This window comes from Streptomyces sp. NPDC046349, assembly GCF_055587885.1.
Genome location: NZ_JBVJFK010000008.1, coordinates 117,305 through 131,055, shown reverse-complemented (window position 1 = coordinate 131,055; position 13,751 = coordinate 117,305). Strand labels below are relative to the sequence as shown.

Here is a 13,751-nt window from a genome sequence, read left to right as displayed (position 1 = left end):
GCCCAACACCGTACAGCGGCCGCGCTGTACGGGCAGCAGTAACGCCGCAAGGGTGGGCAGGGACACAGTCCCCGCCCACCCCTGCGGCACCCGCGTCCGGGAGGGCTACTTGTTGGCGTCGGCCGCCTTCACCAGTGCGTCCTTGGTGACCGCACCGGCATAGACCTTGCCGTCGTCGGTGACCAGGACGTTGAAGAGGCGGGTCGACAGGACCCGGCCCTCCCCGAAGCTGCCGCTCACCTTGTCCCCGAGGGAGTCGAGGAACTGCTTGGCCTCCTTCGGGGCGTTCTTGTCGTTCTCCAGGTCCTTGAGGCCCTTGCCGGCGCCGGAGTCGATCCGCGCGATCGTGGCCCAGCCCTCGCCGAGCACCTTCACGTCGCCCTTGCCGCCCGGACCGCCGGCCAGCCCCTCCAGGCCCGGGAAGGACTCCAGCGCCTTGAACGCGCCGTCCTTGTCACCCTTGCCGTGGCCGTCGGCGCCCTCGGTCACCTTGGCGCCCTTGGGCGGGGTGAAGGTGAAGGTGTCGGCGGACGGCTTGGCGAAGTCCACCTTGGTGAAGCCGGCGTCCACGATCGGCTTGCCACCCTGGGCCGAGAGCAGCTGCACGCGCAGCGGCACGCCGTTCTTGGCGTCCACCGCGATCTGCACCGATCCGACGGTCGAGCCGGCCTGCTTGGGCTTGAGCACCAGCTGGTAGGCGTCGCGGCCGGCCACCTGCGCGGTCTCGCCGACGCTCACGTCCGTGGTGGGGCCGGCGGCCGCGAGGATCTCCTCGGCCAGCTTCTGGGGCGAGGCGTTCAGCCGGTCGCCGGTCTTGTGCTCCGTGCCCGCGCCCTTGCCGGCCGCCCGGTCCGACGGGGCCGCCTTCTCGTGGAAGACCTCGTTGGACTTGGAGTCGTAGCCCCACACGTCGTCGCCGTTGTGGATGAGGCTGTACTCGTCCTTGCCGTCCAGGAAGGTCAGCTTCTGGCGGTCCTCGCCGTCGGCCGCGACCCGGAGGGTGTGCGTGCCGTTCGCCAGCTGCGCGACCTTGTCCTCCGGGTTGGCGGAGCCGCCCGTGACGCCGCCGCCGCCGAGCAGGCCCGACGCGATCTTCGGCAGGCCCAGGTCGGTGCTGATCTTCGCCGTGCCCGACAGCTGCTCCACGTCCGAGGCGGCGACCTTCTCGATCAGCTGCTGCGCCGTCACCTTGGGCAGGTCGGGCCCGCCGGCATTGGCGAAGGCCGGGACCATCGCCACGGTCGCCGCGGCGACACCCGCCACCGCGACCGGTACGGCGTACCGGGCGACCTTGCGAGAAGTCTTCGTGTTCGCTGCCATGTCAGTGCCCTGCCCTCTGTGTCGACGGCGGCGATCCGCATGTCGCCGCGCTCACCCGATCTGGTGGGGTTGATGACTCCATCTGACCAAATCGGCGACGTCGGGTCGTCAGTCCCCGGAAGCAACTGGACGTACGACCGTGGGATGACACAGCGGGCCCTGCGTCCCCCGACCCGTAGGGGTAGGCGGGGCGCAGGGCCCGTCAAGGTGCCTGCGGGCGCGGCCGCCCGCCGTGAGGCGTCAGCCGGCGCGGTGCACCACCGCGTCGCACAGCTCCTCCAGAGCTGCCTTCGCGAAGCACTCGGGCAGCGGCGCGAGCGTGGCCCGCGCGTCCTCCGCGTACCGGACGGTGTCGCGGCGGGCCTGCTCCAGGGCCGGGTGCGCCCGCAGCCGGGTGAGCACCTCGGCGTGGCGGGCGTCGTCCGTCAGGTCGCCGTCCAGCAGCTCGACGAGCTCCAGGTCCTCCGGACGCCCGTCCCGTGCGGCCATCTCGCGCAGCCGCAGTACCGGCAGCGTCGGGATGCCCTCGCGCAGGTCGGTGCCCGGGGTCTTGCCGGACTCGTGCGCGTCGGAAGCGATGTCGAGGACGTCGTCGGCCAGCTGGAAGGCGGTGCCGAGGCGCTCTCCGTACTGGGTCAGGATGTCGACGACCGACTCGTCGGCGCCGGACATCAGCGCGCCGAAGCGGCCGGAGACCGCGATCAGCGAGCCGGTCTTGCCGGCGATGACGTCGAGGTAGTGGGCGACGGGGTCGCGGCCGTCGCGCGGACCGGCCGTCTCCAGGATCTGGCCCGTCACGAGCCGCTCGAAGGCCTCCGCCTGGATGCGGACGGCCTCCGGCCCCAGGTCGGCCAGGATGTGCGACGCACGGGCGAACAGGAAGTCACCCGTGAGGACGGCCACCGAGTTGCCCCAGCGGGCGTTGGCGCTCTCCACACCGCGGCGCACGTCGGCCTCGTCCATGACGTCGTCGTGGTAGAGCGTCGCCAGGTGGGTGAGTTCGACGACCACGGCGGACGGGACGATCCCGGGCGCGTAGGGGTCGCCGAAACGGGACGCGAGCATGACGAGCAGTGGCCGGAACCGTTTGCCTCCGGCCCGGACCAGGTGCTGTGCGGCCTCGGTGATGAAGGGGACTTCGCTCTTGGTGGCTTCCAGCAGACCCGCCTCGACGGCGGCCAGTCCGGCCTGGACATCGGTCTCAAGAGCCTGGTCCCGCACGCTCAGTCCGAACGGCCCGACGACGGTCACGAGGGGTACTCCTGTCTGCTGACGATCACGTTGACGATCACCTGGATTGTCGATGTGTCGCTGCCATCACTCAAGCCAGCGTATCGGGTCTGTTTTCGATCACCGAGAGGGCCTTCCCGGCCACCCTCCCCACACTGCCCGATGAGCACCGGTATGTTCGGGAGGAGCAGAAACAACCGGAGAGTACGTTTTGCCCAGAACTACGCCCGAGACGGGCGAACCCAGGTGTCCGACACCGCGGCGGACGGCGGCCCGGGCGCGGCCCCGGGCACCGCAGAGCCTCCGTCGCCGCGGCCCAGGGGACCATGGTCCACCCCGTCCGTGTCGCCGCCGGATGGCTCGCCGACCGGATCGCCGGCTGCTGCCGCGCCGTCCCGGGGGGCGGCACCCTCGTGGCGGCGGGCCCGACCGTGATCGCACCGGCGCTGTGGCTGCGGCGCACGATGCACCCCGTCCACTGAGGCTGCGGCCGAGGCGATTGGTGGCAGAACCGATGATCATCCGCACCGAGTTCCCGTACGGCACCACTCACGAGGACGTCCGGATCCCGCTCCCCGACGGAGTGGAGCTGTACGCCCGGATCTGGCGCCCCGTGACCGACGAGCCCGTCCCGGCACTGCTGGAGTACCTCCCGTACCGGCTCACCGACTGGACCGCGCCGCGCGACTGGCAGCGCCATCCCTGGTACGCGGGGCACGGCTACGCCTCCGTACGCGTCGACGTGCGCGGACACGGCTGCAGCGGCGGCCGCCCCGGCGACGAGTACGACGCGCGCGAGCTCGCCGACGGGGTCGCCGTGGTGGAGTGGCTGGCGGCGCAGGAGTGGTGCACGGGATCGGTGGGGATGTTCGGGATCTCGTGGGGCGGGTGCAACTCCCTCCAGATCGCCGCCCTGGCCCCCGAACCGCTCAAGGCCGTCGTCACCGTCTGCTCGACGGACGACCGCTACGACAACGACGTGCACTACATGGGCGGCTCGGTGCTCGCCGTGGACATGCACGCGTGGGCCGCGACCATGCTGGCCTTCGCCTCCCGGCCGCCGGACCCGCGGTATGCCGGCGACGGCTGGCGCGCGCAGTGGATGGACCGGCTGGAGGCGGTGGAACCGCTGATCCACACCTGGCTCTCGCACCAGACCCGCGACGCCTACTGGCGCCACGGCAGTGTCTGCGAGGGCTACGGGGCGATCGGCGCGGCCGTGCTCGCCGTCGGCGGCTGGCACGACCCGTACCGGGACACCGTGCTGCGGCTGGTCGAGCACCTGCCGAAGGCGCGCGTACGGGGCCTGATCGGTCCCTGGTCGCACCAGTACCCGGACCGCGGGCTGCCGCCGGGTCCGGCGATCGGCTTCCTCCAGGAGACCCTGCGCTGGTGGGACCACTGGCTGAAGGAGGCCGACAACGGGGTGATGGACGAGCCGCTGCTGCGCGCCTGGATCAGCGACGCCCACCCGCCGGCGACCGTGTACGAGGAGCTCCCCGGGCGCTGGGTCGGCGAGCGAACCTGGCCCTCGGCGCACGTGATCCCCGTCCCGTACGTGTTCCAGGGCCCGCCCGTGGCCGTCGCCTCCCCGCAGCACACCGGGCTGGACGCGGGCCGCTTCTTCCCCTTCGGCAACGACGCCGACCTGCCCCCGGACCAGCGGGAGGAGGACGCGAAATCGGCCTGCTTCGAATTCCCGGTGGGCGGCGGCGAGCCCGTGGAGATCCTGGGCCGGCCGTCGGTGACCCTGCGGCTGCGGCTCGACGTGCCGTACGGGCAGGTCGTGGCGCGACTGTGCGACGTCGCCCCGGACGGCTCCTCGACGCTGGTCACGCGGGGCGCCCTGAACCTGTCCGCCCGCCAGGGGCGGGACCGGGCCGTCCCGTGGCCGGTGGGCTCGTACGAGGACGTCACCTTCGAGCTGAACGGCATCGGCCACGCCTTCCCCCCGGGGCACCGGATCCGCCTCGCGGTGTCCTCCGCGTACTGGCCGTGGATCTGGCCGCGGGCCGGGTCCGAGGCCGGCTGGACGCTGGACCCGGCGGGCAGCTCGGTCACCCTGCCGGTCCGGGCGGCGTCCCCGGCCGGGGAGGGCGGGATCGTCTTCGATCCCCCCGAGCAGTCGGAGCCGCTCGGCGTCTCCTTCCCGGCCACCCTGGACGAGCCGCGCCCGGAGCGGCTGGTCGTGCGGGACGTCGCGCGCGGGACCTGGCGGCTGGAGGTGGACCCGCGGTACGGGGGCACCCGGGTCTACCCCGACGGCCTGGAGTACGGCGAGGACGCCACGGAGGTGTACGAGATCCAGGACGGGGACCCGCTGTCGGCCCGGACCCGCTCGCAGTGGCGGATCCGGCTCCACCGGCCGGAACTGGGCTGGGACGCGCGGGTGGAGACCCGCTCGGAGGTCGCCTGCGACGAGGGCGGCTTCGTGACGTCGAACGAGGTGGTCTGCCGGGAGGGGGACGAGGTCGTCTTCCACCGCACGTGGGAGCGCCGACTCCCGCGCGCGGCGGGCTGACCGGGTCCGCCGCCCCGGCGGACCCCTCCGAGCCGGCGGTCCGACCTCCCCGGGCCGACCGCCCCGGCCGGCCGGGGGTCAGCCGAACAGCCGCTCCAGGACCACCGCGATGCCGTCGGCCTCGTTGGACAGGGTCAGCTCGTCGGCCACGGCGACCAGCTCGGGGTGGGAGTTGGCCATGGCCACGCCCCACGCCGCCCACGCGAACATCGGGATGTCGTTCGGCATGTCGCCGAAGGCGATCGTGCGGGCGGCGCGGACGCCCAGGACGTCGGCCGCCCGCGCGAGACCGCTGGCCTTGTCGATGCCCGGCGGCTGGAGTTCCACCGTGTGCTCGCCGGCCATGGTGACGTTCACCAGGTCCCCCACCACCGACCGCGCCACCCGCGTCAGCTCGTCGTCGTCCAGTTCCGGGTGCTGGAGCAGCACCTTGTTGATCGGCGCCGACCACAGGTCGGAGCGCCGGGCCACCCGGACCGTCGGCAGGTGCGGGTGCCACATCCGGTAGCCCGGCCCCATCAGCATCTCCGCGTCCAGGCCCTCCTGGTTGACCGCTGCGTAGACCTCGCCGATCTCCGCCTCGATCTTGCCGAGTGCCACCTCCGCCAGTTCGCGGTCCATGGACACGGAGTGCAGGAGCCGGCCGCGCGCAGCGTCGTACACCTGCGCGCCCTGCGCGCACACCGCGAGCCCCGTATAACCCAGCCCGTCGAGGACGTGGCGGACCTGGGGGACGGGGCGGCCGGTGACGATGATGTGCCGGGCGCCGGCCGCGCGGGCGGCCGCGAGCGCCCCGGTGGAACGGGCTGAAACGCTGTCCCCGGCACGCAGCAGAGTCCCGTCCAGGTCAGTGGCGATCAAGGCATAGGGAAGGGCCGGAAGAGGGGCGGAAGTCACGGCGCCAAGGATACGGACCCCTGTGGACAAGTCCTACAAATAGAACGCGAATCCGGCCTCCCGCGCGCCCCTCCCGTCACTTGACGCACTGCAGAGTCGGCCACCCGACATGACGACCACGGCAGGCCACCGCATCGCCGGCTTCCTGCTTCACCGCGCGGTGCCGGACCGCAGGCTCGCGCCGGCGCCTTGCGCTCGGCGGCGTTCGGGCACACCCGGGAGTTGTAGCGAAGCTGCACGGCCCTGACCGTACGACCTGAAACCGACAACTCGCGCCCGAAGATCAGATAGAACCACAATTGGCGATATCTGCCCGTTCTGGTCTTCCCGTGTGTGTTTCATATCCGACTGAGGGCCCGAGCTTTCACGCAGGATCCTGGGTAGCGTGTGCCGCACTGTGTTTCCCGGGACACCCCCGGACCGCGTCGAAAGCGAGGCAGTACCCCATGCCCCAGCAGAGCCCCCTCGATGTCCCCGAGGGCGACCCGTTCGGGCCGCACAACCTCCCCTACGGCGTCTTCTCGACCGCCGGCGAGGAACGCCGCCGGATCGGTGTGCGCATCGGCGGGCACGTGCTGGACGCGGGGGCGGCCGCCGTCGAGCTCGGCTCCCCGTACGCCGACCTGCTCGGCCGGACCTCCCTCAACCCCCTGCTGGCCGCCGGACGCACCGCCTGGCGCGACGTGCGGCGCGCGCTGACCGCCTGGGTCACCGACCCCGGCCACCGCCCGACCGTCGAGCCGCACCTGCTGCCGCTGGACGAGGTCACGCTGCACCTGCCGTACGAGGTCGCCGACTACGTCGACTTCTACGCGAGCGAGCACCACGCCACCAACGTCGGGAAGATGTTCCGTCCGGACGGCGACGCGCTGACACCCAACTGGAAGCACCTGCCGATCGGTTACCACGGCCGCTCCGGCACCATCGTCGTCTCCGGGACCGACGTCGTACGGCCCTCCGGGCAGCGCAAGGCGCCCGCCGACCCGGCGCCCGTCTTCGGCCCGTCCGTCAAGCTCGACATCGAGGCCGAGGTCGGCTTCGTCGTCGGCACGCCCTCCGAGCTGGGCCGCCCCGTACCGGTGGGCGCGTTCGAGGACCACGTCTTCGGGCTGTTCCTGCTCAACGACTGGTCGGCGCGGGACATCCAGGCCTGGGAGTACGTGCCGCTCGGCCCCTTCCTCGGCAAGTCCTTCGCCACCTCCGTCTCAGCCTGGGTCACCCCGCTGGAGGCTCTGGACGCCGCCCGCGTCACCCCGCCCGCCCGGGACTTCCCGCTGCTGCCCTACCTGGACGACGCGGACGTCGACCGCCCCGGCGGCTTCGACCTGCACATCAGCGTCTGCGTCAACGGCCAGGAGATCGCGCAGCCGCCGTTCGCGACGATGTACTGGACCGCCGCCCAGCAGCTCGCGCACATGACCGTCAACGGCGCCTCCCTGCGCACCGGCGACGTCTTCGGCTCGGGCACGGTCAGCGGCCCCGAGGTCGGCCAGCGCGGCTCGCTGCTGGAGCTGACCTGGAACGGCCGCGACGCCATCGAGCTCGCCGACGGCAAGCGCACCTTCCTGGAGGACGGGGACACCGTCACCCTCACCGCCTGGGCCCCCGGCCCGGACGGCACGCGCGTCGGCCTCGGCGAGGTCACCGGCCGCATCGTGGGCGCCGAGCAGTAGCCCTCGACACCTCGCGCCTCCGGACGGGCCAACCCCCGTTCGGAGGCGCGCCGCGTGCGACGCGCGCGGCGGGCCGGGATGGTGGGCGGAGGACCGGAAGCGGAAACCCGTACCCCGTACCCCCACCACGAGGAGCCGCCATGACCGTACGCAGCCTGAGGACCCTCGTCACCTGCGCGGCCGCCGTGTCGCTCGGCCTGACCGCCGTGGCCCCGGCCCACGGGGTGGAGGGGCCCGCGCCGGACCCGCGCAACGCACGGGCCATGCGGGACATGGCGACGGCGATGGCGGCGACCGCCAAGTACGCGGACGAGCGGCAGGCCATCAAGGACGGGTACGTCCCGAAGGGCCAGGAGTGCATGACCAACCCCTTCGGGGCGGGCGCCATGAACTACCACTACGTCAAGCAGGCCAACTGGGGTTCGATGGATCCGGCGAAGCCCACCGCGCTCCTCTACAGCCGCGAGAAGGACAAGAACGGCCGCCGCAGGCTGGAGACGGTGGAGTGGATGTCCACCGACCGGGACCAGGACCTGAAGACCGCCGACGACCGGCCGAGCATGTTCGGCCTGCCCTTCGACGGCCCGATGCCGGGCCACTGGGCGGGCATGCCCAAGCACTACGACCTGCACATGTGGGCGTACAAGAAGAACCCGGCCGGCCGCTTCCACAACTGGAACCCGGCCCTGACCTGCCCGCACAAGGCCCCCACCCCGGGCAAGCCGGCCACCGCCCACGCGCACGGCCACTAGCGGGCCGCCTGCGCGGTCAAGCGCCTTTCGCAATGACTCCCGCGAGAGCAGGCCGACCACGGAGGCCCGGACGGGAATCCCACCACTGGCACGTCGAGAACAAGAACCCCGGGCAGCGGTCTACGTGCTGCCGGAGCAGCCCCGTGCACAGGCGAAGGGCCCGGCTCCCCCGAGGGGGGCCGGGCCCTGGGCCGTGCGGCGGACCGGTCAGCGGACGAAGGTGCTCGCCTGGCCCGCCAGCTCCAGGAAGTACTGCGGCGCCAGGCCCAGCACCAGGGTGACCGCGACGCCCACCGCGATGGTCGTCATCGTCAGCGGCGAGGGGACGGCCACGGTCGGGCCGTCGGCCTTCGGCTCGCTGAAGAACATCAGGACGATCACCCGGATGTAGAAGAACGCGGCGATCGCGGACGACAGGACACCGATCACGACCAGTGCCCCGGCGCCGCCCTCCGCCGCCGCGCTGAACACGGCGAACTTCCCCGTGAAGCCCGACGTCAGCGGGATGCCGGCGAAGGCGAGCAGGAACACCGCGAAGACCGCCGCGGTCAGCGGTGAACGCCGGCCCAGACCGGCCCACTTGGACAGGTGCGTCGCCTCGCCGCCCGCGTCGCGCACCAGCGTGACCACCGCGAACGCGCCGATCGTCACGAAGGAGTAGGCGGCCAGGTAGAAGAGGACGGACTGGACGCCCTCCGCCGACGTCGCGATCACACCGGCCAGGATGAAGCCGGCGTGCGCGACGGACGAGTACGCCAGGAGCCGCTTGACGTCCGTCTGGGTCACGGCGATCACCGCACCCGCCAGCATCGTGACGATGGCCACCGCCCACATCACCGGCCGCCAGTCCCAGCGCAGCCCCGGCAGGACCACGTACAGCAGCCGCAGCAGGGCGCCGAACGCTGCCACCTTCGTCGCCGCGGCCATGAAACCGGTGACCGGGGTCGGGGCGCCCTGGTAGACGTCCGGGGTCCACATGTGGAAGGGGACCGCACCGACCTTGAAGAGCAGGCCCGTCAGGATCAGCGCACCGCCCATGAGGAGCAGTGCGTCGTTGCCCATGGTGTCGGCGAGCGCCGGGTCGATCTTCGTGATCGTGCCGTCGACCACGTCGGCGATCACCGCGTACGACATGGAGCCCGCGTAGCCGTAGAGCAGCGCGATGCCGAAGAGGAGGAAGGCGGAGGAGAAGGCGCCCAGCAGGAAGTACTTCACCGCGGCCTCCTGCGACATCAGCCGCTGGCGGCGGGCGACGGCGCAGAGCAGGTACAGCGGGAGGGAGAAGACCTCCAGGGCGACGAACAGCGTCAGCAGGTCGTTGGCCGCCGGGAAGATCAGCATCCCCGCGATCGCGAACAGGGCCAGCGGGAACACCTCGGTGGTGGTGAACCCGGCCTTGACGGCGGCCTTCTCGCTGTCGCTGCCCGGTACCGACGCCGCCTGGGCGGCGAAGGAGTCCACCCGGTTGCCGTGCGCGGCCGGGTCCAGGCGCCGCTCGGCGAAGGTGAAGACCGCGACGACAGAGGCCAGCAGGATGGTGCCCTGCAGGAAGAGCGCGGGGCCATCCACGGCGATGGCGCCCATCGCGGCGACGTGCGCCTTCGCCGAGCCGTACCCGCCGGCCGCGAGGCCGACCACCGCGGCGAAGGCCGAGGCCAGCGCGGCGAGGGTGAGGAACACCTGTACGTAGTAACGGGACTTGCGGGGCACGAAGGCCTCCACGAGGATCCCGACGACCGCCGCGCCCACCACGATCAGGGTGGGAGCGAGCTGCGCGTACTCGATGGTCGGCGCCGGGATCCGGCCGGCCGGTGTGTCGGCCGCCAGTGTCCACAGGCTGTGGGCGGAAGTCAGTGTGCTCACTTCGCCTCCTCCCCGTTCTTGGCTTCGACGGCGACCTCGGGCTCCGGGTCCGTCTGCTTCACGTCCGACATGGTGTGCTCCACCGCCGGGTTGACGATGTCGGTGAGGACCTTCGGGTAGACGCCCAGCCCGATCAGCAGCGCGATCAGCGGTGCGACCACGAGCACCTCGCGCAGGCGCAGGTCCGGCATGGTGCGGACCTCCTCCTTCACGGGCCCGGTCATCGTGCGCTGGTAGAGGACGAGCGTGTAGAGCGCGGCCAGCACGATGCCGATGGTGGCGATGATCCCGATGACCGGGTAGCGGGCGAAGGTGCCGACCAGGACCAGGAATTCGCTGACGAAGGGCGCGAGGCCCGGCAGCGAGAGGGTGGCGAGACCGCCGATGAGGAAGGTCCCGGCGAGGACCGGGGCCACCTTCTGGACGCCGCCGTAGTCGGCGATGAGCCGCGAGCCGCGCCGCGAGATCAGGAAGCCGGCCACCAGCATCAACGCCGCCGTCGACAGGCCGTGGTTGACCATGTAGAGGGTGGCGCCGGACTGGCCCTGCGAGGTCATCGCGAAGATGCCCAGGACGATGAAGCCGAAGTGCGAGATGGAGGCGTAGGCCACCAGGCGCTTGATGTCCCGCTGGCCGACGGCCACCAGAGCCCCGTAGACGATGCTGATCAGGGCCAGGACGAGGATCACCGGCGTGGCCCACTTGCTGGCGTCGGGGAAGAGCCCGAGGCAGAACCGGAGCATCGCGAAGGTGCCGACCTTGTCGACGACCGCGGTGATCAGTACGGCGACGGGCGCCGTGGACTCGCCCATCGCGTTGGGCAGCCAGGTGTGCAGCGGCCACAGCGGGGCCTTCACTGCGAAGGCGAAGAAGAAGCCGAGGAACAGCAGCCGTTCGGTGTTCGTCGCCATGTCCAGGGTGCCCGCGGCGCGGGCTGCGGTGATCTCCTGGAGCGAGAAGTTCCCGGCGACCACGTACAGGCCGATGACGGCGGCCAGCATGATCAGGCCGCCGACCAGGTTGTAGAGGAGGAACTTGACCGCGGCGTAGCTGCGCTGCGCGGCCGCGTTCTCGTCGCTGCCCGAGTGCGCCCGGTCGCCGAAGCCGCCGATGAGGAAGTACATCGGGATGAGCATGGCTTCGAAGAAGATGTAGAAGAGGAAGACGTCGGTGGCCTCGAAGGAGATGATCACCATCGCCTCGACCATCAGGATCAGGGCGAAGAAGCCCTGGGTCGGGCGCCACCGCTTGGAGTTCGTCTCCAGCGGGTCGGCGTCGTGCCAGCCGGCCGCGATCACGAAGGGGATCAGGAGCGCGGTGAGCCCGATGAGGACCACGCCGATCCCGTCGACGCCCAGCTCGTAGCGGACGCCGAAGTCGGCGATCCAGGGGCGGGACTCGGTGAGCTGGTAGCGGTCGCCACCGGGCTCGAAGCGGATGGCGATGAGCACGGCCAGGGCCAGTGTCGCCAGGGAGAAGAGCAGCGCGAGCCACTTGGCGGCGGTCCGGCGGGCGGCCGGGACGGCCGCCGTCAGGATCGCGCCGACCGCGGGCACCGCGGCCGTGACCGTCAGAAGCGGGAAGTTCATGTCACACCGCCCTCATCAGCAGGGTCGCGGCGATCAGGATCGCCGTGCCCCCGAACATCGAGACCGCGTAGCTGCGGGCGTAGCCGTTCTGCAGCTTGCGCAGCCGTCCCGAGAGACCGCCGACCGAGGCGGCCGTCCCGTTGACCACCCCGTCGACCAGGCTGTGGTCGACGTACACGAGGGAGCGGGTCAGGTGCTCCCCGCCGCGCACCAGCACGACGTGGTTGAAGTCGTCCTGGTACAGGTCGCGGCGGGCCGCCCGGGTGAGGAAGGACCCGCGCGGGGCGACGAGCGGGACGGGCCGCCTGCCGTACATCGCCCAGGCGATGCCGACGCCCACGAGGAGCATCACCATGGTGGCCGCGGTGACCGTCATGGCGCTGACGGGCGGGTTGCCGTGGGAGTAGCCGGTGACGGGCTCCAGCCACTTCAGGAAGCGCTCGCCGATCTCGAAGAAGGCGCCGGCGAAGACGGACCCGAAGGCGAGGACGACCATCGGGATGGTCATGGACTTCGGGGACTCGTGCGGGTGCGGCTCGTGGCCCTGGGCATCGGGCTGCCAGCGCTTCTCGCCGAAGAAGGTGAGGAGCATGACGCGGGTCATGTAGAAGGCGGTGATGCCGGCGCCCAGCAGGGTGACCCCGCCGAGGATCCAGCCCTCGGTGCCGCCCTTCGCGAAGGCCGCCTCGATGATCATGTCCTTGGAGAAGAAGCCGGACAGGCCCGGGAAGCCGATGATGGCCAGGTAGCCGAGGCCGAAGGTGACGAAGGTGACCGGCATGTACTTCCGCAGGCCGCCGTACTTGCGCATGTCGACCTCGTCGTTCATCCCGTGCATCACGGAACCGGCGCCGAGGAAGAGGCCCGCCTTGAAGAAGCCGTGCGTCACCAGGTGCATGATCGCGAAGACGTATCCGACGGGGCCGAGGCCCGCGGCGAGGATCATGTAGCCGATCTGCGACATCGTCGAGCCCGCCAGGGCCTTCTTGATGTCGTCCTTGGCGCAACCGACGATCGCACCGAAGAGCAGCGTGACCGCGCCCACGACGGTGACCACCAGCTGGGCGTCGGGGGCGGCGTTGAAGACCGCGGCCGAGCGGACGATCAGGTAGACGCCGGCGGTCACCATGGTCGCCGCGTGGATCAGGGCCGAGACCGGGGTCGGGCCCTCCATCGCGTCCCCGAGCCAGGACTGCAGCGGGACCTGTGCCGACTTGCCGCAGGCGGCCAGCAGCAGCATCAGGCCGATGGCGGTGAGCATGCCCTCGGACGTCTCCCCCACCGCGCCGAACACCGGCGTGAAGGCGAAGGTCCCGAAGGTGGTGAACATCAGCATGATCGCGATGGACAGGCCCATGTCGCCGACGCGGTTGACCAGGAAGGCCTTCTTCGCGGCCGTGGCCGCGCTGGGCTTGTGCTGCCAGAAGCCGATCAGCAGGTACGAGGCGAGGCCGACGCCCTCCCAGCCGAAGTACAGCAGCAGGTAGTTGTCGGCGAGGACCAGCAGCAGCATGGCCGCGACGAACAGGTTCAGGTAGCCGAAGAAGCGGCGGCGGCGCTCGTCGTGCTCCATGTACCCGATCGAGTACACGTGGATGAGCGTGCCGACGCCCGAGATCAGCAGGACGAAGGTCATCGACAGCTGGTCCAGCTGGAACGCCATGTCCGCCTGGAAGCCCTCGACGGGGATCCAGGTGAACAGGTTCTGGGTCAGTGTCCGGTCGTCGGCGCTGCGCCCCAGCATGTCGGCGAAGAGGACGACGCCGATCCCGAAGGAGACGGCCGCGAGCAGCGTGCCGATCCAGTGGCCGGTCTTGTCGAGGCGCCGGCCGCCGCAGAGCAGCACCACCGCTCCGAACAGCGGCGCCGCGATCAGCAGCGCAATCAGGTTCTCCACAGCGACCCC

At 71.3% G+C, this 13,751-nt stretch carries 10 protein-coding genes; 4 read left to right on the top strand and 6 right to left on the bottom strand.

The genetic code is table 11. The features are described 5' to 3' along the window. Positions 1-105 precede the first annotated feature (105 nt). A complete protein-coding gene (locus tag ACZ6JS_RS20030) occupies positions 106-1,320 on the bottom strand; it encodes a LolA family protein (protein WP_469299590.1) in 1,215 nt (404 codons plus the stop codon). Positions 1,321-1,560: 240 nt separating this feature from the next. Beyond that, positions 1,561-2,571, bottom strand: a complete 1,011-nt coding sequence (locus tag ACZ6JS_RS20025; protein ID WP_136229635.1) for a polyprenyl synthetase family protein — start codon at positions 2,569-2,571, stop codon at positions 1,561-1,563. A 305-nt stretch (positions 2,572-2,876) separates the two neighbouring features. Here ACZ6JS_RS20025 and ACZ6JS_RS20020 point away from each other — a divergent pair, with 305 nt between their 5' ends. Together ACZ6JS_RS20020 and ACZ6JS_RS20015 are read left to right on the top strand one after the other, a co-directional pair. Then, on the top strand, positions 2,877-3,032 hold the full coding sequence (locus ACZ6JS_RS20020; protein ID WP_469299588.1) for a hypothetical protein: 156 nt from the start codon (positions 2,877-2,879) through the stop codon (positions 3,030-3,032). Positions 3,033-3,064: 32 nt separating this feature from the next. Next, the gene (locus ACZ6JS_RS20015; RefSeq protein ID WP_469299587.1) at positions 3,065-5,071 is read left to right on the top strand and encodes a CocE/NonD family hydrolase; all 2,007 of its coding nucleotides are present in this window, start codon (positions 3,065-3,067) and stop codon (positions 5,069-5,071) included. Between the two features lie 78 nt (positions 5,072-5,149). Here ACZ6JS_RS20015 and ACZ6JS_RS20010 read toward each other — a convergent pair whose 3' ends face one another. Then, on the bottom strand, positions 5,150-5,968 hold the full coding sequence (locus ACZ6JS_RS20010; RefSeq protein WP_469299585.1) for an HAD family hydrolase: 819 nt from the start codon (positions 5,966-5,968) through the stop codon (positions 5,150-5,152). 446 nt (positions 5,969-6,414) lie between these two features. Between ACZ6JS_RS20010 and fahA the strand changes: the two genes are divergently transcribed. Beyond that, on the top strand, positions 6,415-7,641 hold the full coding sequence (gene fahA / locus ACZ6JS_RS20005) for a fumarylacetoacetase (RefSeq protein ID WP_469299583.1): 1,227 nt from the start codon (positions 6,415-6,417) through the stop codon (positions 7,639-7,641). 140 nt (positions 7,642-7,781) lie between these two features. Next, positions 7,782-8,393, top strand: coding sequence for a hypothetical protein (locus ACZ6JS_RS20000; protein ID WP_469299581.1), 612 nt, complete (start codon positions 7,782-7,784; stop codon positions 8,391-8,393). Between the two features lie 207 nt (positions 8,394-8,600). Here ACZ6JS_RS20000 and nuoN read toward each other — a convergent pair whose 3' ends face one another. The 3 genes from nuoN to nuoL are packed head-to-tail and all read right to left on the bottom strand — an operon-like array spanning position 8,601 to position 13,742. Continuing rightward, positions 8,601-10,247, bottom strand: coding sequence for an NADH-quinone oxidoreductase subunit NuoN (gene nuoN / locus ACZ6JS_RS19995; RefSeq protein ID WP_469299913.1), 1,647 nt, complete (start codon positions 10,245-10,247; stop codon positions 8,601-8,603). Positions 10,248-10,252: 5 nt separating this feature from the next. Beyond that, a complete protein-coding gene (locus ACZ6JS_RS19990) occupies positions 10,253-11,845 on the bottom strand; it encodes an NADH-quinone oxidoreductase subunit M (RefSeq protein ID WP_469299579.1) in 1,593 nt (530 codons plus the stop codon). A gap of 1 nt (position 11,846) precedes the next feature. Further along, positions 11,847-13,742, bottom strand: a complete 1,896-nt coding sequence (nuoL, locus tag ACZ6JS_RS19985; protein WP_469299577.1) for an NADH-quinone oxidoreductase subunit L — start codon at positions 13,740-13,742, stop codon at positions 11,847-11,849. Between the last annotated feature and the right edge of the window lie 9 nt (positions 13,743-13,751).

Excerpts from the sequence above, each read along its gene's own strand:
- fahA (WP_469299583.1), top strand. The coding sequence starts at position 6,415 with ATGCCCCAGCAGAGCCCCCTCGATGTCCCCGAGGGCGACCCGTTCGGG.
- ACZ6JS_RS20030 (WP_469299590.1), bottom strand. The coding sequence starts at position 1,320 with ATGGCAGCGAACACGAAGACTTCTCGCAAGGTCGCCCGGTACGCCGTA.
- ACZ6JS_RS20015 (WP_469299587.1), top strand. The coding sequence starts at position 3,065 with ATGATCATCCGCACCGAGTTCCCGTACGGCACCACTCACGAGGACGTC.
- ACZ6JS_RS20020 (WP_469299588.1), top strand. The coding sequence starts at position 2,877 with ATGGTCCACCCCGTCCGTGTCGCCGCCGGATGGCTCGCCGACCGGATC.
- ACZ6JS_RS19990 (WP_469299579.1), bottom strand. The coding sequence starts at position 11,845 with ATGAACTTCCCGCTTCTGACGGTCACGGCCGCGGTGCCCGCGGTCGGC.
- ACZ6JS_RS20000 (WP_469299581.1), top strand. The coding sequence starts at position 7,782 with ATGACCGTACGCAGCCTGAGGACCCTCGTCACCTGCGCGGCCGCCGTG.